General features: G+C 41.1%; 18 protein-coding genes. 10 read left to right on the plus strand and 8 right to left on the minus strand.

Annotated features, from left to right (window positions below; translation table 11 throughout):
* Positions 1-154 precede the first annotated feature (154 nt).
* The gene (locus tag B879_RS13565; RefSeq protein WP_009185759.1) at positions 155-880 is read left to right on the plus strand and encodes a hypothetical protein; all 726 of its coding nucleotides are present in this window, start codon (positions 155-157) and stop codon (positions 878-880) included.
* A gap of 167 nt (positions 881-1,047) precedes the next feature.
* Entirely contained in the window at positions 1,048-1,893 is an 846-nt protein-coding gene (locus tag B879_RS13570; protein ID WP_009185760.1) for an agmatine deiminase family protein, read from the plus strand.
* Here B879_RS13570 and B879_RS22160 read toward each other — a convergent pair.
* Positions 1,890-2,066, minus strand: coding sequence for a hypothetical protein (locus tag B879_RS22160; RefSeq protein ID WP_009185761.1), 177 nt, complete (start codon positions 2,064-2,066; stop codon positions 1,890-1,892). The two genes, B879_RS13570 and B879_RS22160, sit on opposite strands and share 4 nt — an antisense overlap.
* A 275-nt stretch (positions 2,067-2,341) precedes the next feature.
* Between B879_RS22160 and B879_RS13575 the strand changes: the two genes are divergently transcribed.
* The 3 genes from B879_RS13575 (at position 2,342) to B879_RS13585 (ending at position 5,593) form a co-directional block, all read left to right on the plus strand.
* The gene (locus B879_RS13575; RefSeq protein WP_009185762.1) at positions 2,342-3,598 is read left to right on the plus strand and encodes an AAA family ATPase; all 1,257 of its coding nucleotides are present in this window, start codon (positions 2,342-2,344) and stop codon (positions 3,596-3,598) included.
* Positions 3,591-4,145 carry an RloB family protein gene (locus tag B879_RS13580; RefSeq protein WP_009185763.1) on the plus strand — a complete coding sequence of 185 codons (555 nt, stop codon included), beginning with the start codon at positions 3,591-3,593 and terminating at the stop codon, positions 4,143-4,145. The genes B879_RS13575 and B879_RS13580 overlap by 8 nt, the downstream gene beginning before the upstream one ends.
* A 314-nt stretch (positions 4,146-4,459) precedes the next feature.
* Complete coding sequence (locus B879_RS13585) at positions 4,460-5,593, plus strand: DEAD/DEAH box helicase (RefSeq protein WP_009185764.1); 1,134 nt, start codon at positions 4,460-4,462, stop codon at positions 5,591-5,593.
* 10 nt (positions 5,594-5,603) lie between these two features.
* Here the strand turns inward: B879_RS13585 and B879_RS13590 are convergent, their stop codons facing one another.
* The gene (locus B879_RS13590; RefSeq protein WP_009185765.1) at positions 5,604-6,710 is read right to left on the minus strand and encodes a Fic family protein; all 1,107 of its coding nucleotides are present in this window, start codon (positions 6,708-6,710) and stop codon (positions 5,604-5,606) included.
* A 108-nt stretch (positions 6,711-6,818) separates the two neighbouring features.
* On the minus strand, positions 6,819-8,105 hold the full coding sequence (locus B879_RS13595; protein ID WP_009185766.1) for a sterol desaturase family protein: 1,287 nt from the start codon (positions 8,103-8,105) through the stop codon (positions 6,819-6,821).
* Positions 8,106-8,551: 446 nt separating this feature from the next.
* Between B879_RS13595 and argB the strand changes: the two genes are divergently transcribed.
* From argB to argJ, 4 genes are read left to right on the plus strand one after another with little or no spacing between them, the layout of a single operon-like run.
* Positions 8,552-9,376 (plus strand): acetylglutamate kinase, encoded by an 825-nt coding sequence (gene argB / locus B879_RS13600; RefSeq protein ID WP_009185767.1) that lies wholly within the window; start codon positions 8,552-8,554, stop codon positions 9,374-9,376.
* 2 nt (positions 9,377-9,378) lie between these two features.
* Positions 9,379-10,584 (plus strand): aspartate aminotransferase family protein, encoded by a 1,206-nt coding sequence (locus tag B879_RS13605; RefSeq protein ID WP_009185768.1) that lies wholly within the window; start codon positions 9,379-9,381, stop codon positions 10,582-10,584.
* Positions 10,571-11,617 carry an N-acetyl-gamma-glutamyl-phosphate reductase gene (gene argC, locus B879_RS13610; RefSeq protein WP_009185769.1) on the plus strand — a complete coding sequence of 349 codons (1,047 nt, stop codon included), beginning with the start codon at positions 10,571-10,573 and terminating at the stop codon, positions 11,615-11,617. Before B879_RS13605 ends, argC begins: the two co-directional genes overlap by 14 nt.
* 11 nt (positions 11,618-11,628) lie before the next feature.
* The gene (gene argJ, locus B879_RS13615; RefSeq protein ID WP_009185770.1) at positions 11,629-12,843 is read left to right on the plus strand and encodes a bifunctional glutamate N-acetyltransferase/amino-acid acetyltransferase ArgJ; all 1,215 of its coding nucleotides are present in this window, start codon (positions 11,629-11,631) and stop codon (positions 12,841-12,843) included.
* A 167-nt stretch (positions 12,844-13,010) separates the two neighbouring features.
* Here argJ and B879_RS13620 read toward each other — a convergent pair whose 3' ends face one another.
* Complete coding sequence (locus B879_RS13620; protein ID WP_009185771.1) at positions 13,011-15,098, minus strand: penicillin acylase family protein; 2,088 nt, start codon at positions 15,096-15,098, stop codon at positions 13,011-13,013.
* 82 nt (positions 15,099-15,180) lie between these two features.
* On the opposite strand from B879_RS13620, the gene B879_RS13625 reads away from it, so the two are divergent.
* Positions 15,181-15,933 carry a CBS domain-containing protein gene (locus B879_RS13625; protein WP_009185772.1) on the plus strand — a complete coding sequence of 251 codons (753 nt, stop codon included), beginning with the start codon at positions 15,181-15,183 and terminating at the stop codon, positions 15,931-15,933.
* Here B879_RS13625 and B879_RS13630 read toward each other — a convergent pair.
* The 4 genes from B879_RS13630 to B879_RS13650 all read right to left on the minus strand — a co-directional run bounded on the left by B879_RS13630 (position 15,930) and on the right by B879_RS13650 (position 20,786).
* Positions 15,930-17,177: an NAD(P)/FAD-dependent oxidoreductase gene (locus B879_RS13630; protein ID WP_009185773.1), complete on the minus strand. Its 1,248-nt coding sequence runs from the start codon at positions 17,175-17,177 to the stop codon at positions 15,930-15,932. The two genes, B879_RS13625 and B879_RS13630, sit on opposite strands and share 4 nt — an antisense overlap.
* Positions 17,178-17,850: 673 nt before the next feature.
* Positions 17,851-18,849 carry a 4-hydroxyproline epimerase gene (locus B879_RS13640; RefSeq protein WP_009185774.1) on the minus strand — a complete coding sequence of 333 codons (999 nt, stop codon included), beginning with the start codon at positions 18,847-18,849 and terminating at the stop codon, positions 17,851-17,853.
* Between the two features lie 73 nt (positions 18,850-18,922).
* Positions 18,923-19,117, minus strand: a complete 195-nt coding sequence (locus B879_RS13645; protein ID WP_009185775.1) for a type II toxin-antitoxin system VapB family antitoxin — start codon at positions 19,115-19,117, stop codon at positions 18,923-18,925.
* Between the two features lie 223 nt (positions 19,118-19,340).
* Positions 19,341-20,786, minus strand: a complete 1,446-nt coding sequence (locus B879_RS13650) for an aldehyde dehydrogenase (NADP(+)) (RefSeq protein WP_009185776.1) — start codon at positions 20,784-20,786, stop codon at positions 19,341-19,343.
* Between the last annotated feature and the right edge of the window lie 197 nt (positions 20,787-20,983).

The following is a 20,983-nucleotide window of genomic DNA, read 5'->3' on the forward strand; positions in this document are numbered from 1 at the left end:
TGGCTTTTTTTTCAAAATCTACTCTACTCATTCCCTTTACGTATTTTTTCATATTTCCTTAAAAATTTGTTCTAATTTGAAGGCTTTTAGTTTTCATAATGATTATTTTTCCTTAGATTAATTTTTAAAGTATTCGTTATTAATTATGACACGCATGTTAGCTATAAGTTTAATTGTTTTTGGTGCACTCTCTATCGTCTCGGGAGTATGGATGATTGGACAAGAAAAATCTCCTACATTAAACCAGAAAAGCATTGAAGATGCCATCGCATTGGCATTGAAGGATGCAAATTTAACTTCAAAAGAAGAAAATCTAATCCGCGATTCAGCAATTCAAAAAGGCAAAGATCCAGAACTAATTATCCAAAAAATTAAAGAAGATCTCAAAGCTTCGGAGGAAGAACCTGAAACCGAATTAATCGATGTCAATGCAAAAGCAGGATTAGAATTCGAAAAATTTGTGGTTAAAAAATTCGACCCAGATTTCTTTATTATCAAACAATGGGCTGGAGATAAGTTTGTTGATGGAAGATATGCCGAATCCACTTTGGATCCAGATTTACAATTAGAACTTAAACTAGGTAAAGAGAGGTATCCAATAGCGGTAGAGTGTAAATGGAGAAGTACTACAAAAGGAGACTTTATTCGTTTCGCTAATGATGGGCAATTGGAACGTTATCAAACCTTCGAAAAAAAGACCAATATGCCTACTTTTATCGCACTAGGTGTAGGGGGAAGCCCATCATCTCCTGAAGCCTTATATGTAATACCTGTATCAGCTTTCAATAAGCCAATTCAGCATATTGCCAATATCAGGAAGTTCACAAAACCTTTAGATAAAAATTTCTATTTTGATAAGGAAAAAGGAGAGTTAAGATAAACTCTGATTATTCTTCTCTTTGATTGTTTAAAGCTTATTCCAACATCTTTTTACTTATCATTCAGTCCAAGATTTCAAACCTTGGACTATCACGTTTGACCAAGATTAAATGACCCTACCTTTTTTATTGCTCTATTCTATAAATTAAACATTAAACCATAAGAAGTATGACCCCTGAATGGACCAAAAACATCATCTATTTTTCCTCCCTCCTCTCCTCCAAAGAGGAGTTTAATCCCTTTTTTGAAGTACTTTCAGGTATTTTTAAAGCCCAGAAAATACCATTTCAACTACTTCCCAAAACCAATGACATCTGGGCGAGGGATTATATGCCCATCCAAATTGAAAGAGATGATTTTTTGGAATATAGATATGACCCAGATTATTTACTTAGCACCCGAAAACAGGATAGGGGATCAAAAACTTATCCTGACCTGGTCTGTGATGCGCTGGGATTAAAGACCAGAAAAACAGACTTGATCTTAGATGGTGGTAATGTGATCAATAGCAGTACTTGCCTGATCATGACAGATAAGGTTGTCAGGGAAAATAGATACCGCTATTCTAAAAAAGCGTTGATTGCTACACTTCATGAAGAATTTAAAGCAGAAAAGGTAATCCTTACTCCTTGGGATAGGTTAGATTATCTTGGTCACATAGATGGGGTATTAAGGTTTATCGATGAAGAAACAGTCCTGATCAACGATTGCTATAAAGATGATTTCGATTTGATACGATTGCTTCGAAAGAATGGCTTAAAAACTGAATTTTTGAATTACAACGTCAAGAAATCATACAAAGACAATTGGGCCTATATCAACTTTTTGCAAACAGAGGATATCATGATAATCCCTACCCTAGGAACAGATGAAGATGAACAAGCACTGAATCAACTTGCACAATTTTATCTAGGCTATCATAAAAACAATAAAATCATACCACTCCGTTCTGAGGCGGTTATCCAATATGGCGGAGCCTTGAATTGCATCAGTTGGACAGTGGATGCGTTTTAGCCTAAATTCAACTCACACCTCACAGATCTATCTGCTCCTGATTGGATCAAAAGGCCATTTTCGTGAAGGTATTGCAAGTCTCTTGTGGCTTTGGCTTTGGAAACCTGCGTGATGGCCATGTACTTCCTAGCACTCATTCCACCTTGGAAGCCTTCTGGCCCTGCTTCAAACATTCTTTCAATGACTTTGATATGTCATTAGAAATAATGGCTGTAATACCTCCAAATCATACTGGAAATTAGGCCAATTTTGATTTTGTCAGTTGTAGGTCATGAGCCAATTACTTTGTTTAATCGGCTCAGAGTGGTTTTGTTCCAAAGAAGATGATCAAATTAAAACTTTACCCATATTCATTAAACTTATTGCTAGCCGAAAACCGAAACAAAAAAAACACTTATGTCATTTTAAAGTTTATATTTGTAAAATATTTACATAATTAGCTGTTAAAATGGTATTAGAAATCCGGCTTAGTAATTTTTTCTCCATTAAGGATGAAATCATTCTTGATTTTCGTGCGGCGAATATCAAATCTGCCAACGCAAGGGCTTTGGTGGATAATGTTTTTCAGCAAGGAAAAACAGATGTGCTTAAAACAATGGTCATGTATGGTGCCAATGCCTCCGGTAAAAGCAATGTGATCAGGGCAATCCGTTTTTGTAACACCATGGTGTTCCGCTCGCATATGCATAACGAGAATACCATCTTCAATTTTAAACCCTTTAAATTTGATGGTTACACCCATAAGCCCAGTAAGTATTTTATCCGATTTGTATCCAATGGAATTGAATATGAGTATGCATTTGCTTTGACAACTACTCAGATCATTGAGGAAAGCTTACATTTTTATCCAAAAGGAAGAATCAAGGAAATATTTACCCGAAATGAAAACCTAGGTAAAGAGAAAAGTGAAATCTATAGCTTCGGAGATGTCATCAAAAGACCGATGGATGTGGCGGAAAACACATCTAACAAAACCCTTTACATTAGCCGTGCAAGCCAAATGGACAGGGAAATACCAAAGGAAATCTTCAATTATTTTCATAATACCTTCATTCTTCAATATCTCGGATTTGGCATCTCAACTATCGAAAAGCTTAGTCAAGAGAATAAATCCGTATTAATTGACGCCCTTAAAATCGCAGACAGTGACATCGTGGACGTTAAAATCAGGTCATTAAAAGAGCCGGGGAAAAACTTTAATGCAAACCTGGATACTTTGACTGTCACTGTTGAAGAAGTTGTACAAGAAAGACTTCAGATTACAACATATCATAAAAGAGATCCTCAGAAGCCTTTTGATTTTCTGACCGAGGAATCACAAGGAACCATCAAGTTGTTTTTTATCATGTTAACCATCATGGACGTGGTAAAAAACAACAAGATCTTGTTGATTGATGAAATTGAAGAAAGTCTTCATCCAAAAATCATTGAATATATCTTTAATTTCTTCCGGGCGAGTGAAAGCGCTCAATTACTTTGTACTACCCATAATACCAAATTTTTGGATTTGAAAAGGATGCGCAAGGATCAAATCTATTTTGTCAATAAGAAAGATGATGCTTCAACAGATGTGTATTCATTATATGATTTCAGCGACTTCAGGGATACTATGGATTTGGAAAAGGCATACCTGCAAGGGAGGTTTGATGCAGTACCAATTATAAATGATTCATTGGAAACAATAAAAGAAATATTCAATGAGTAAACGAAACAAATCAAGAGGTAAGAAAATCAACCCTACCTATTGGGTGTTTTGTGAAGGAAAAACAGAAGAGTCATACATAGCCTTCCTAAGAACAAAATATCGGCTACCTATTGAAATAATGTCGAAGGTCACTGGATCAAGCATCAATTCCAATTACATCAAGAAAACCAAACAAGGAAAACCAACTGATTCAAAGGACAGAGATTTCTTAATGTACGATGGGGATGTTACATCCATCATTGATCAATTGAAAAAGATTGATGACGCAACGATGATTATTTCTAACCCGTCTATTGAACTTTGGTTTTTGTTCCATTACAACAATCAAAAAGCATCCATAACTGTTGAAGAATGTATTAGAGAACTATGTAACCGAAATAGAACCCAATATAAGAAAGGAGTTCTTGATAGAAAATTGATAGAGAAACTAGATGGGGAGTATAAAAAGGCGTGTGAACGGGCCAAGGAATCGAGACTATTTAATAACCCATCTTCTAACGTCTATGAATTGATTGAAGCCTTGGAAGAAGTCAAAAAAGGAAAGTAACTATCAAAATCAAGGGACAATTGTAACCTACTACACTCCTCTCAGAAACAATCATTCAACAGGGCGGAGCGTTGAATTGTATCAGTTGGACAGTGGATGCGTTTTAACCTAAATCCAACGCTTTCCGCAAAAACCTCCCTTATTCCAATCTGGTCCGCACACCCTGCTCAAAGTGGCATTGGAATACAAGCCACTTTTGCTTAATCAAATATTAACTCATAAGCCGATTAGTAAAAATAATCGGGTTAAAACAATGTAACATCCTCCGTTTGAACAAAGAATAACCCTAACTTTGTCTTGAAATCAAATAAAACATGAACTTTTCAGACCTGGGCTTATCTCCTATCCTGGTAAAGGCCGTCCAAGAAGCCAATTACGAAACCCCTTACCCAATCCAAATCGAAGCCATCCCGGCAATCCTTCAAAAACGGGATTTGCTTGGTCTCGCACAGACAGGTTCGGGGAAAACGGCCTCCTATATCCTGCCCATCCTGGAGGAACTCCAGAAAAAGGAGGTCAATAAAAGCAGGTCTGTCCCTGTCTTGGTGATCGTACCCACCAGGGAATTGGCAGCACAGGTGGAAGAGGTGGTAAGGCTGTTCAGCAAATACCTGCCCAGAAAAGTAAAAAGCGCAGCGGTCTTTGGTGGGGTGTCCATTAATCCACAGATGATGAAATTGAACGGGACGGACATTTTGGTGGCGACGCCCGGACGTTTGCTGGATTTGATCTCCAAAAATGCCATCTCCATTTCTGAACTGACTACCTTGGTCCTGGACGAAGCAGACAAGGTGCTGAGTTTGGGTTTCAAAATGGAGGTAGACGAGATTTTGAACAGGCTGCCAAAGCAGCGGCAGAATATCCTCTTCTCCGCCACCATGGATGAAGCCGTCGAGGGCCTGATTGGCAAGCTGCTGAAAAATCCCGTGAAAATCGAAATCCAAACGGAGGAAGTCACCCCCGACCTTATCGCGCAGACGGCCTACTTGGTCGATCCTGAAAGGAAAGGACCGCTCCTGAGGTATCTGATACAGGAAGGCAACTGGCAGCAGGTCCTGGTATTTGTTTCTTCCAAAAGGACAGCCGATAACCTGACCGGAAAATTGAACAAACATGGGATTCAGACCATGGCACTGCATGGAGATAAAAGTCAGGGAGCCAGAACTGAGGCCTTGAAGCAATTCAAAGCGGGCAAACTGCGTGTACTGGTGGCCACTGATTTGGCTGCTCGGGGGATAGATATTGAAGCCCTCCCCTATGTGGTCAACTATGAACTGCCACGTTCACCAAAAGACTACATCCACCGCATCGGGAGAACCGGCAGGGCAGGTGTGGAAGGAGAAGCCATCTCCTTGATCACTGAAGAAGATAGTCACCACTGGAAAGTCATCCAAAAGAAAATGAAGCGATGGGTAGAATTGGTGGATTCGGACAACCTCGACTTCTAAATAAAAAAATCTAATTTTGCAAAAGCAGATGATAACGGGTCCCCTTCAACTCACCGGTTTTATAAAGTACTCCCATTTCCACCAAGTCTTGTAAATCTCTTGTAGCAGTTGCCCTACTGGCAGCGGATATGGTGACATAATTTTTTAAGCTTAGCCCCCCTTTAAAGCCCTCAGGTCCCTCCTTAAACATCCTGTTTAATAGTTTGGCTTGCCTATGGTTTAATCTACCTTCGACTTTTTGGAATAATTTTGATTTAAAAACAATAAACTCCACAAGAGACATGCTTCTCTTTTGTGCCAAAAGCACAATTTGCACAAAATATTCTAACCAACCTGTTACCTCTAGGTTTTGATTGTTTTTTGCAAGCGCTTCATAATAGCTTTTCCTGTATTTTTCTATGGTATGAGATAAAGCAATCAAGCTTGGTCTTCCAAGTCCGTCTGAAAGTGCCTTTTCTGCGATAGCTCTACCAATTCTCCCGTTACCATCTTCCAAAGGGTGAATAGATACAAAATAAAGGTGTGCAATTCCAGCCCTAAGAACAGGGTGTAAGGGGGTTGTACCTTTTGGAGATGTAGCTTCAAACCAACTCAGGAACCTGTCCATTTCATTTCTTACCGATTCGGAAGGGGGAGCTTCAAAATGCACCACAGGTCTCCCTATTGGACCTGAAACCACCTGCATGGGTTCGGAGCCACTTCTATAAGAACCAATGTTTTTAAGATCTCTTCTGCCGTTACAAAGCATTCGATGCCAAGAAAAAATGATGTCATGAGTCAAAGGTTCTTCAATAGAGCGGTACAAACTCACCATCATTTCGGAAATTCCAAATTCGGCAGGTGACGATCTTATTATATCTTCTTGCAGACCAAATTGCCTACGGATAGAAGACTGAACACTTTCTCTATTGAAAAATTCTCCTTCTATTTCTGATGTTTTTAATGCTTCATCAGTGAGTAATTCAAATTTCAAATCAAGTTCATCAGTAGGAGAAATGTGCTTAATTACTCCTAATAGTTGGCCTGCATTATGAAAAAATTCATCCAATGAATCCTGGAACGAAACGGTTTCGAATACAAAGTGAGGCCAGTCTTTTTTTTGCCAATTCCAGTGCATGAGTTATAAAAAGGTATTTTATAACTCAAAAATAAGCAAATTTTGAGCTATAAATAAAAATTTATGGCTCAAAGATTAGATAGAAGCTCTTAACCTGACCTCATAGAATCAATTACTGGACACCAACTCAGCAGGCTTTACATCCAATTTGGCTTTTGACTCTTTGGAAAGTATCAAAAAGGCCATCACCAATGAGGACGCCAGATAAATTCCGACTAGGACGGTTGCACCAGGTATAATCTCCTGCAAACCAAACCACCCTCCATTCCAATAAATCAATCCTACACCCATTACAAAACGGAAGATCTCTGCTGGCAGGGCCACTTTGGCCTTATCCATCAAGCTGGTATAGGCAAAAATGGAAACCATCATAAAAATGGCATATAGCATCACTTCCAGGTATTGAAAATTGACAAAGGCCACCAGGACATGGAATACCATGGCAAAGTTTACTACCAACTGGAACCACGACCAGGCAAATAAGGTCTGGGAGGGCTTGCTGTCATACTTGACCTGCTCGTAAGCATTCTTCCAGTAATTCCAGGGATACTTTTTAGCTACATCATCCGGTCTCCAACCAGTAGGCATAAACCAGATTCTCAATTTGTCCCACCAACTCTTTGTCCTCCAAGCATCCTGTATCAATGACCACATATGCACATAATTGATGATCAAAGGATTCCAGGTATTGACAGGTTTCTTCACGCCATACACAGGAGGTTCTTCGTCCAACTCCTCCTGAAAAGTGCCGAACAATTTGTCCCAAAAAATAAAAATCTGTGAGAGGTTTTTATCCAGATAAATGTCATTGATGGCATGGTGGACCCTGTGATGGGAAGGGGTTACCAAAATATGCTCCAAGAAACCCATTTTGCCAATCAGGCGGGTATGGTACCAAAACTGGGCAAACAAATGAATAGGCGCTACAATGGCCACTACCTCTCCCGGTACGCCCAAAAAAGCCATAGGAATATAAAGGAAGAAATAAATGCCGACAATGGCTGAAACAGACTGTCGAAGCGCACAACTCAAATTGAATTCTTCACTGCTGTGGTGTACAATATGCCTGTTCCAAAAGGCATTAATCTTATGGTCAAATCGATGACTCCAGTACCCCACAAAGTCCATCCCGATAAAAGCAACCACATACACCAACCAAGTACTTTCAATATGGAAAAGGGCTACTTTACCCACCAACCAACCATAAGAAACAATGGCAATGGACAAACCCATCAGATTTTTAAGGGTATTGGTCATCCCTGAACTCAAACTGGAAATCGTATCCATCCCATAATTGATCTGCCGCTTCATTCTACGGGCGGCAATCTCTTCAATGATGATCAGAATAAGGAAAAAGGGGATGGCAAAGGTCAATGCCTTGGCATACAATTCCATAATTTGAGGGTTTATTGCTTTAACCCTACTAAGTTACACTTGTTTGAAGTTTTACAAAAGAAAAAAAGGGGCAAAAAATGTCCAAACATGTACCCCATACACAATTCTAAAAATTTGCTTAATCACCCGCGGCAAAGATATACCACCATTTCCTACATGGAAATACCTAATATTAGGTATTTTTTGGTTGACAGCATAAAATAAAATATACTGACAGATAGGTTAAATTGACCTGACAGATGGTGCAAAAATTTTACTTTTCTAAGTTAAACTTATAACCTACTAAGGAATTTTGAACAAAACTCTAATTTAGAATAAAATTTCCCTGACATGGAATGGTATTTGTTAAATTAGGTATGTCCATCAAAGTAAATGGCTTTTTGAAATATTATTTGGAAATCTCAAAAATCTGAAATCAACAAAAGTTTAACCAAAACCCTATAAAAATGCCTTCTTCCAAGCTTCTCATCAAATACGGTGGGAATGCCATGATCAATCAAACGTTAAAATTACAAATTGCACAATCCCTTTATCGCCTCAAGAATGCAGGACATGAAATTGTACTGGTTCATGGGGGAGGTCCTTTTATCAATAAGGCTCTTGAAAAAGCGAATATTCCATCCGAGTTTATCGAAGGACAAAGACAGACCAGTCCGGAAGCAATGTTTGAAATCCAAAAAACATTGAAAGGTGAAGTAAATGGCGATCTGGTAAAAGTGTTTAGCCAGCAAGGACTCAAAGCCGTCGGCCTGTCAGGCCTTGATAATCAAACGGTGCTTGTTTCTCCTAAAAAACTAAAGCTAACACTTTCAGACGGAATCATAGATGAAATTGATCTGGGACGAGTTGGTCAGATCACATCAGTAGATCCTGAACTTATCCTTTCACTTATTGAGAAAAAATTCCTTCCCATACTTGCCTGCATTGCAGCAGATACCGAAGGCCTGGCCTATAATGTTAATGCTGATGATTTTGCCGGAGAAGTGGCTGCGTCAATTCAGGCGGATTACTACATTTCTTTAACAGATGTGGATGGTCTTTACCAGAATTATCCTGATCCTACTTCAATTTTGCGTAACATTTCACTAGGCGATTTGCCAAACCTTTATGGGAAAATCATCCAAGGAGGAATGATTCCCAAAATCCAATCTCTGGAAAACGCACTCAAAAAAGGGGTAAAAAATGCCCTAATTCTAAACGGGACCCAACCTGAACAATTGTTAGCCTATTTTGAGAAAGGATCAACTATTGGAACCACAATAACACATTAAAGATGAAAAATCAAGATTTACATACCAAAGACCAACAATATTATTTACCCACTTTCAAAAGGATCCCGTTAACCTTTATTAAAGGTGCAGGGGCAAAACTTTGGGATGTGGAAAATAAAGAATACACAGATTTATTAGCGGGAATAGCCGTCAATAATGTAGGGCATTGCCATCCAAAAGTCGTTAAAGCCATCCAGGAACAGGCAGCCGAACTGATGCATATTTCCAATTTTTTTGTAAGTCCTGCACAAGTAGGACTTTCCGAATTGCTGGTAAAAATATCAGGACTTGATCGCGTTTTCATCACCAATAGTGGTGCTGAATCTGTCGAGGGGGCCATCAAAATTGCCCGCAGGTATGCCCACAGTAAAGGTAAAGGAGGGAAAATCATCTCTATGGAAAACTCTTTCCACGGAAGGACCCTGGCGACTATAGCCACGGGTCAACCCAAATATCAAGAGGGTTTTGGCCCTATGCCTTCGGGCTTTGTACAGGTGCCATTCAATGACCTGGCTGCCATTCAAAAAGAAATCGATCAAGATGTAGCTGCCATCATTCTGGAACCCATTCAGGGTGAGGGGGGAATCATTCCTGCAGATCCTAAGTATTTAAAATCCTTAAGAGCCCTTTGCGATGAACATGATGTTGTTTTGATTTTTGATGAAATACAGTCGGGTATTGGAAGAACAGGTCAATGGTTTGCAAAAGATATTTATGGCGTTCAACCAGATATTATGACCTTGGCCAAGGGTCTTGGAGGGGGTATGCCTATCGGTGCATTTTTGTGCAATGAAAAAATTTCCAACAGCATACAATTCGGGGATCATGGAACTACTTTTGGTGGTAATCCAATGGCTGCATCAGCTGCTTTAGCCACCTTGAAGGTCATAATGGATGAGAATCTACGCCAAGCAGCGCAAGAAAAAGGAGATTGGCTGAAAGCCAAACTGAATGGCCTGAAAAATAAATTTCCCATCATCCAAGAGGTAAGGGGGGAAGGCCTGATGTTGGGGATAGTCTTGGACATTCCGGCTTTGGGTATCATGCAAAAACTTTTGAAAGCAGGCTTTATCACCAATGCCACTGCCGGTAATGTACTGAGGTTAGTGCCTCCATTAAATATAGAGAAAGAAGCATTGGAAAATTTTCTAAATGCTTTTGAACTGGTATTGATCCAACAAGAAAATGAAATTCATGCAAAATCATAAAAAATTTAACATTGCCATTGTGGGTGCTTCGGGTTTCACAGGTTCTGAACTCGCCCGTTTGCTAAGTCTCCATCCAGCAGTTAAAATCAATCATATTACTTCAGAAAGCCATGAAGGGAAGAAATTTTCTGATCTTCATCCACAGTTTTTAGGAATTTTGGATCAAACCTTGGAATCTTCAAAGGTGATAAAAAATTCAGACCTGGATATCATCTTTCTGGCTCTGCCCCATGGTATCTCCATGGATTTTGTCAAAACTCTTTCTGAACAGAAAGCAAGGATCATTGACTTATCAGGAGATTTCAGACTCGAAAGTCCAGAAGTATATGAGGCTTGGTACCAGAAACAACACATTTTCCCAGAAGGCTTCAAAAATGCAGTTTACGGTTTACCCGAACTACATGCTGAAAAAATCAAAAAAAGCCGATTGATTGCAAATCCAGGCTGTTATCCTACTGCTTCAATTCTGAGTTTGGCTCCACTGACGGCTCTTGACATGATTGAAACAGATTCAGTCGTCATTGATGCCAAATCAGGCTTGACTGGAGCCGGCGTCAAGGCCAGTCCTACCACCCATTTTTCCAATGTCAATGAGAATTTTAAAGCATATGGAATTGGGACACACCGACATACTGTTGAGATTGAAGAGCAACTGGGACTACTGAGCAATAAGCCAACCCTTGTCCAATTTACGCCTCATCTGCTTCCGGTAGACCGGGGAATTTTGGCTACAGCCTATGCCAAACCAAAAGGGGAAATGGATCAGAACAAGCTTGAAAAGATCTACGAAGATTTTTATGCAGATAAGCCTTTTGTAAGAATCCGAAAAACTGCCCCGGGAATCAAAGATGTGCGGGGCAGCCATTATTGTGACATATTTCCCTTTTGGGATGAAAGAACCAATAGAATCATCAGCATTTCAGCCATTGACAACCTATTAAAAGGCGCTGCCAGTCAGGCTGTCCACAATATGAATTTGATGCTCGGGTTAGAAGAACAAACCGGGCTGGAACAAATTCCTTTAAGACCTTAATTATCATGAACATGATCAAAAATATTACCAATGTCAGGGGCATCAAATGTTGGGGTGCCCATACCGGTGTAAAATCCATGCGTAGGGATTTAGCCATCATTTATTCCGAGGTTCCTGCAGCAGCAGCAGCAGTATTTACCCAAAATAAAGTTCGTGCTGAACCTGTCGAAATCAGTGAGAAGCATGTCAATGTCAATAATAGGGCACAGGTTATTGTCTGCAATGCGGGTAATGCGAATGCCTGCACAGGTGAACAGGGAAGGCTGGGAGCCGAGGCCATGGTGAAAACCACAGCAGAATTATTGAATATTCCAGAAGAAGATGTCATAGTGGCATCTACAGGTCTGATCGGTGAACCTTTCCCCACTGAAGATGTGGTAAATGGCATCAAAGAAAACATCCATAAGCTATCGGACAATACCAAGGCCGGTTCTTTTGTTGCCAATGCGATTTTGACCACTGATACCTTTGCCAAAGAGGGATTTGTGGAATTTCAGCATGATGGAAAAACCATCCATCTGGGTGGTATAGCCAAGGGTTCAGGTATGATTCACCCCAATATGGCTACCATGTTGGGATTTGTGGTCACCGACCTGAATATTGATGAAAAGTTATTGGATAAGGCACTAAGGCACAGTGTTGACCGATCATTCAATATGATCACTGTGGATGGTGACACCTCCACCAATGATATGGTGGCGATAATGGCAAATGGCTTGGCGGAAAATAAAAAAATCACTTCTGAAAAAGACCCAGGCTATATTATCTTCAGAGAAAAGTTGCAGGAAATCCTAACCCACCTTGCTAAATTGATTGTCTCAGACGGAGAAGGCGCTTCTAAATTTATAGAATACAAAGTAAGCAAAGCCAGATCAGGAGAAATTGCAAGGAAACTGGTTCGCGCCATTTCAGATTCCACTTTGGTCAAAACCGCCATGTTTGGTAGGGATCCCAATTGGGGCAGAATTATCGCAGCCTGTGGCAATGCCGGAATCAATTTCAATTATAAAAAGGTCAACCTGTTTGTCGGCGATAAAGAAAAATTAGTTCAGGTATTGGAAAAAGGACAGCCCGTAGAATTTGATAAGAACTACGTGAAAAAATTACTGAGGGACTCTCATCTTAGGGTGTACCTGGAATTGAACACAGGTAATGAGTCAGGTTTGGGCTGGGGCACTGACCTCACGACGGATTATGTCATGTTCAATTCAGTGTACACAACATAATTACGTGATAATTTTAAGCCAAAGATAAAGGAGTTTAACTTTTGAAAGTACATCTAAGGCAAATTGAAGCATTTCCTGAGTTTCGGGAGATGCTTCATTATTTTATACCGAATACCATAATCACTCCTTAATCCAGGATTTGTATTGGCCCTCGTGATGAAGCAATATTAATTTCCGGGATTATAAACCCTTACAGCATTTTTCAGCACCTCTTCCTTCTCTAAAGTCATGGGTTTGAGTTGTTGATTTACAAATAGCTCCATCTGGTCTGAATAATGAGGACTATCTGTCTGGTTAGAAGCACCATAAACATTGACCGTTTCGATTTCAGGCAAACCCTCACCAAATTTCACAAGGATGATATAGGATTCCCCTTGTTCTCCTTTTCTTACACCACCTTGATAAGGTTCTGATCTCATGGCTGCAATCACATCGGGTATACCAAAAAGCGGCAATGCTTTGCCACCACGGACCAGTTTTTGAAAATCTCCTAGATGAACTTCTTTGCCAGGGAAATGATGTGCAAAATAATCTTTAGCCGCTTTTATGGTTTCGGCAGCCTCTTCCTTATTCAAAACCCTTTTAGGGTCTAGGTTCTCCTCTTTGGTCTTGTCCCTTATGGCATAATAAGCAAAGGCAAAAAGTGCCGCTCCCCTACTTCTTGTTGTAGATTGCTTGTTCCATGTATTTAATATTTCTAGCTCTTCTGCTATATCAGGGTACAAAGCAGGTTCTAATGAAAAGAGTGCATCAACATTGATTTCATAGGCCAAATTTTCAGGCAACTGTTTGTCAAATTTAATGGATTTAAACTTTTCATAAGATAACAAGCCAGTATCCTGCATGACCTCCCTGAAACGAAGAGAGCGATTATTATCGGTAAGGTAATAACCCATCCCTGTGGGAAATGTGTCAAAATCCAAGTTGTCCGCTTCAGCTGAAGCCTTGAATGCCGAATGATTGGTATTGAACAAGTATCCTGAACTTGGATTTACTTGTTGGGGGAGGGCATCAAAGGGGTAATATTCTTCCCAAAGCTTGGACCTGCTATCCCCTAAAAGTGTTTTGCTGAAATCAAATTCCGGATTACGTACAGGAAGTAAGGCATTGCTGACATAATAAATGGTGTCATATTTATCCGCATAAACCGTATTGAAACCCGGTAAAGCCATCATGTCCATGGCGGCTTTAAATTCAGAATAGTTTTTCGCCTTGTTCATCCTGTACCATTGTTCTGGAGCAGTAATCACTTCCAGGGAACCCGTCCTGATGCTAAAAACGCCTTGGTTAGTGACCAAGGTTGGACCAAAAACACTTTTCCAAACTTTTTTTGGCACAGGAATAGTGACCAAGTCCCACATTTTCACTTTCAGCCATACCCTTTTTTCTTGCAATTCCAGCCACTCGCCATCGACCTCGTACCGATTCTTTTTCTCTGGGTGCATTTTTAGCTGAAAGACATCCAGCTTATCCGGATTATTTACCGTGTGTGCCCAACCCAAATGTTCATTGACTCCATGGAAGACAGTCAAACCTCCAGGAAATAGACCCCCCAAAATATTCCAACCTGCTTCAGAATGCAGATGTGCTTCATACCATGCGACCGGCCCGGTCAAGGGTTGATGGGAATTAATAGCCAAAAAAGCCTCACCTGAATCCGTCCGGGATGGATGAATGGCGATGGCATTGGAACCTGCCGCTGGATCCGTGACCTCTCCTTTGTCTATGGTTCCGGCAACAATTTTCTGAACCGCTCCATCCGCACCGGACATTTGGGCCAAAGAAAGGATATATGCTGAAATGATATCCGTATGGGTAACAGGAAAGGCTTCTTTCAGGAGAACACGTTCTGGATGAGTCAAGGCGAAATCATTGATGCCAGACAGGTAAGCATCCACCAATTTTTGAAAATCGGGAGAAAAATCTGATAGATATTTATTGGAAGCAATATCTCTGGTCTCTAAAAGATGTACAAAGAAATCTACAGCGGCCCCTTGTTCGCCTAGGTATCGCCCCAACATGGCCTTACCTGCTAACAAAGTCAATTGTGTTGTTTCAAAGTCATCCTCTGCATGTGCCCATGCCAAACCATAAGCCACATCAGCATCAGTTTTACCAAATATATGTGGAACCCCATATGCGTCTCTGGCAATTTGCACATTCCTTGTTTCATATCCGGAATAGGAAAAATCATTGGTACAGGAATTTAATAGGAAAAGAAGGATATAAATCGGGGTTAATTTTATCTGGTTCATGATTTCAATTCGGAAATTCCAACGGATTGGTTTACATTAAACATGAAATAAAGTCAATTGATTTGAAAACACCAATTTTTATATGAAGGCCAGAATGAATTCCATGGATAGGCTCAGGTTGCTTTTTGAAGAACAGATCAATGTGCTGCCCATTGCAGAAAATCTGGTTCTTTTTGATAAATCCAATTTTAGGGAAGAAATGAAAAAGCGGAACTTCCATTCAGCCATTGTCAATGTGGATGGAGCATGGATGAAATTCGATGATGGAGATGCAGCACCATCTCCTTTACTGGAAGAGGATTGGATGGAAGCGGACACCCCCTTGCTGATCGCATTTCGCATGTTGATCCAAAGAAGGCGGTATTTTATCAAAGATGAGGAGGGTAATCTGGCTTATATTGTCACCAGAACAGATTTGGATAAAATCCCTTTACGCATTGGTTTTTTTGGACTGATCAGTCTTTTTGAAACCCATTTGAAAGACCTGATCCGTAAACAACTCCCTCATTGGGAGGAAAGCATTACAGAAAACCGACTCGGCCAGGCAAGGAACCTTTATGAATGGAAAAAAGCCAGAGGCGAGGAAATTGATCTGGTACAATGTCTACAGTTTGGGGACCTAGGTTCAGTTTTTTCCAAAAAACAGCGCTTCCGTAAATTTGAACCAGATTTTAGCAGGGACAATTGGGTGGACATGATGAACAAGATTGGAAGACTTCGGGATGAATTGGCCCATTCCCAATCACACCTAGGCTTTACATGGGAGGAAATTGACAGAATGATTATTTTTATCAGGGGGATTATTGACCGGGAAGATCCGGTTTTTGAGGGTTAAAACCTCCCCACTTGAAAAGCTTTGATATCCATGGGTGAAACGTGGCCTTCATGAAGGTCTGCAAGGATTTTTCCTGTTCCGGTAGCCATACTTACGCCCATCATGCCATGCCCCGTACCAAACCATACATTATCATAACCTGGGGCAGCACCGATATAAGGAACGCCATCCGGGGAACAAGGCCTTAGGCCTTTCCAAATCTTATCCTTTTCAGGAAACTTAGCCTGAAAACCAGGATAAAACCTGTTAATGGATTCAAAGATTCCCCTGACCCGATTGATATTGATGGACTCATCGGTTCCGGCAATTTCCATAGTCCCTCCGAAACGTACCTGCGGACCATAAGGGCTAACCGCCACTTTCATCTCAGTCAGGATAGAAGCCTGTTGGATTTCGGGTTGGTTTTCCTGCATGAAACTGTAGCCCTTGCCACCCATCATGGGCAGGTTGAACCCAAGGTGTTTTGCCAACTCCGCCGACCAGGCACCTCCGCACAGGATCACTTTATCAGCACTCAAACTTCCTTCTTCCGTCAGTACAGCGATGACCTTGCCAGCCTGTTTTTCAAAACCCAACACTTTTTGCTTGGGAAGGAATTTGACGCCTTTTTCTTTAAGGTATTTTTTGAGGAAATTGTACAGGTTGGATGGAGAAAGGTGGGCATCCCCTGGGAAAAGCACTGCCCCTCGGGCCTTCACTTCCAGATTAGGCTCAATTTTGCTAATATCGGAAGAATTGAGTACTTCGGCTTCCAGACCTTGTTGACGGGCCAGATGGGCAAATTCAACTTCTTCCTTTTCCATTTCCGCAGTTTGGTAGAGCATCATCAGACCTTTCTCCGCCATTTCCAAATCCACGGCATTGCTATGCTCATTTCTGAATTCCTGATAAAGTGCCTTGCTGAGAAGGGAAATATTTTTCAGATAAGGGATGGATTTTTCCACATGGCTGGCATTGGCAGAGCGGTAAAATAGCCATGACCATTCCAGAAGTTTGCGGTCCAACCGGGGATGGATATAAAAAGGACTTTTGGAAGAAAACATCCAAGCAATTCCCTTGGCGATCATCCCTGGAGCGGAAAGCGGAATAATGTGACTGGGCACGATCATGCCTGCATTTCCTGTGGAAGTAGTATCCAACATGTCGCTTTTGTCCACAATGACTACTTCAACCCCTTGCTTATTTAGGTAATATGCTGTAAAAAGGCCGATGACGCCTCCGCCTATGATGATGGTTGGTTTCATGTCTTATGTACCAAGAGAGTTAACCAATTGGTAGTACTAAGTACTTTTCTGGAAATATGGATGAAAGATAAGGATTTTGGTGGTTTCTTGAATCTAGTTTTTGACAGGCTAAGGTAAGATTTAATCCCATCATCCTAATCCACTAGGTTGACGAAAAATAGCAGGAAATTGATGGTTTGTCTTAGACGAATTGAAAAGGCCGAGCAAAACGGAAACAGCATTAAGTCTGGAACAAATCCTTCTGGAATCAAAGAAAAGGCTTCATTACAAAATAGAGGAGATCCTTCACCAACGCAAGGTGCGGTTACCATTGACAGAAATGTACGTCACTCTGAGTGAAGCGAAAGCCTGCCCCGATCCTTTCGGGGAGTCTCCTATCAAATGGGAGATGCTTCGACTCCGCAAGCTCCGCTCAGCATGACGTTTCATTAACTGTCATTGCCTTTCTGTAAATGAAAAATTTTAAAATCTCAGGATGACGTTTCAATAGTGTCATTTCTTTCTCTGTACATTTCCTAAAATTTTAAAATTCCAAGTTGAAGCATATTTTGCTGAATTCGCAGATTTCACTAACCTCTTGATTCTTCTGTCTCGTTTCTCGCTTCTCGCTTCTAATTTCTCGTTTGGAATCTCTTGTTTCTTGTCTCTTGTTTCTAAAAACTCTCGCCTCTCCTCAAATCACCTGAAATCCATACACATATGGATCATCGTCGTCCATAATGATGGTATTGTAACCATAGATTTTCGCCCAACCTTCTATGCTTGGTACTATGGCTGGCTTTCCGGCGATTTCAGTCACTTCTTCAATCCTGCCCGTGAATTTGGATCCGATGAAACTTTCATGGATAAATTCTTCTCCAGGCTTTAACCAACCTTTCGCATACCACTGGGCCATACGAGCGGAAGTTCCCGTCCCACAGGGAGAACGGTCAATGGCCTTGTCTCCATAGAACACTGCATTTCGGGCGGTGCTGCTTTCATCCAAAGTCTTTCCTGTCCAAAGCACATGGGAAAGTCCCTTAATCTGAGGATGTTCAGGATGTATGAACTGATATTTCTCGTTCATTTTTTGCCTCAGGTTACGGGCCATGGAAATCAGTTGCTCGGCTTTGTACTGCTCCAAGCCGGGGAAGTTTTCCTGAGGGTCGACAATGCAATAAAAATTCCCTCCATAAGCTACATCCACGGTGAGTTTGCCCAATTCCTCGATTTCTATCTCCAACCCTTCATTTGCTAGAAAACTCTTGACATTGGTCAATTTAACGGAAGTGACCTTCTTGCCTTCCTGTTTGTATTCCACCAAAACCAAGCCTGCGGGTGCTTCCATACGAAGGAATCCAGGAGTCTTGGGCGTGATCAATCCTTCTTCAATCGCAATGGTGATGGTTCCGATAGTCCCATGTCCGCACATAGGCAGACAACCGGAAGTTTCGATGAACAATACGGCAAAATCATTTTCAGGATCATGGGGAGGAAAAAGCATGGATCCCGACATCATATCATGACCCCGGGGCTCAAACATCAGCCCTGTTCGGATCCAATCGAGGTTTTCCAGGAAATACTGTCGCTTTTCCAGCATATTCTTGCCTTTAAGGAAAGGAACACCACCGGCCACTACCCTAACCGGATTGCCACAGGTGTGGGCATCAATGCATTGGAAAGTTTTTTTCATACTTTATTGATAGTAATGGATATTGGGATATTAAGATATTGGAATGGACGCTTCTGAAAAACATCCAATAATATCATTGGCTCAATCTCATTTTTTCGAGATCTCCTTCCCATAGTAACTTTCCTTTTAAATCGCGGATTTTCTTTTGCTGGTTCAATTGGATGATTAACCTCAAACCCTCTTCAACAGTAGCTTTTTTGGTCCTTAGCCCTGCAATCTTCATCGCCTCCGCTATCAATTGCTCATCTATTTCAATATTGATCCGCATAATATGTATGTTTTTATCAAATATTCACATTTCTAACTCCCCAAGAAAATTAATTGGATGCAAACGGAAATAAGGTGGAAATAAATTGAAAAATTATTACCCTCTGCGGCACTGTCCAACCAATTCTCCAATCACTAAATCAACTTCCTTGAAAATCCTCTCGAAATATTTCGCGAAGCCTATTTTTACAATATTTCACCCTTGGGTATATTTCCAATATGAATTACCTTTTGAAATCCCCATCCACCATTCTCCAAATACCCAAAGGATTTTCTTCTCTTAAAGCATCAGGAAGCAGTTCATGGGGCATATCCTGAAAGGCTATCGGCCTGGCAAAGCGTTTGATGGCGTATACGCCAACAGATGTAAAGCGGCTATCGGTAGTGGAAGGATAGGGCCCTCCGTGCTGCATGGCATAACCCACCTCCACACCTGTAGGGACTCCTTTGAACAATAACCTGCCGCACTTTTCTTCCAGTTGGTTGATCAGGTCTACCTTTTTGGCCAATTCCTCTTCTTCGCCCCAAAGGGTAATGGTCAACTGCCCATGTAAGCGCTGGGCTATGGCATACAATTCATTGAAGTGCTCATAGACCACCATCAAAGCAAAAGAACCAAATACTTCCTGTTGGAAATGTTCGTCTTCCAGCCAATCTGAAGCTTTGATTTTTGCTAAGGCAGGATAGGCTTTGATCAGGTCTTTGGCGGCGGCTACCTGCACCCAATCCAGTTCTTTTCTTTCCTGAAGTATGGCCAAAGCGTTGTAATATGCTTCTGCAATGCCTTCATGCAACATGGGCGCCGCTGCAATCTGCTCCAATTCTTTCTTGACAGCTTCTGCAAAATCTTCTGCATGTATGGCAGGCACCATGATCAATCCGGGATTGGTACAAAATTGACCAGCACCAAGGGTAAGCGAAGCAACAAACTGTTTGGCAAGGGCTTCCAGGTTATTGCCCAACTTTTCTTTGAGTACTATGATGGGATTGACAGAACCCATTTCTGCAAAAACAGGAATGGGTTCCTTTCTCTGGCTGGCGGCGTCAAACAAGGCTTTTCCTCCCGCAAAAGAGCCTGTAAAGGCTACTGCTTTGGCAATTGGATGCTTCGCCAAAGCCTGTCCAACCTCAACTCCTCCTTCTACATGGGTGAATACGCCAATCGGCAAAGCAGAATCAATCACGGCTTTATGAATGACCTGTCCCACTAACTTGGAAGTTTCCGGATGGGCAGGATGGGCCTTATAAATCACGGGGCAACCTGCCGCCAAAGCAGAAATGGTATCTCCTCCCGCAGTAGAAAAAGCCAAAGGAAAATTACTGGCTCCAAAAACCACTACAGGTCCCAATGCGGTTAAAAACCGACGTATATCAGGTTTAGGAGCAGGCGCTCTTTCAGGGTCCGCATGGTCTATCACCGCCTCAACCCAACTTCCTTCCTCTACCAAATTAGCAAAAAGCCTGATCTGTCCTACTGTTCTCCCCAATTCCCCTGTTATCCTGCCTTCAGGCAAATTGGATTCTTCAGATGCCATAGGAATTAGGCTAGGTCTTTCCGCTTCCAGTCCATCGGCTATCTTTCTCAAAAAAGCAGCCTTTTCTTTTCCTGGGACATTTTTGTAATGTAAAAAAGCTTCTTGGGCAGACTGGAAAATTGCATCTAGGTTCATGGTATCTTTTTGTCAGTTAATTAGAAATAAGATTGAAATAGAATAGAAATATAATTGAATTAGGCTGCAAATCGAAGTTTAAAGCCAGAAACTGAAAGAAAAGTCCAATTATTCAAAAGACCCTTCAAAAATCAAATATCCTATTATCCCAAAGTCAACATCTACATATATCCAACCCTCTTGTTTCTTATGTCTTT

It is taken from the genome of Cecembia lonarensis LW9, assembly GCF_000298295.1.
Lineage (GTDB): Bacteria > Bacteroidota > Bacteroidia > Cytophagales > Cyclobacteriaceae > Cecembia > Cecembia lonarensis.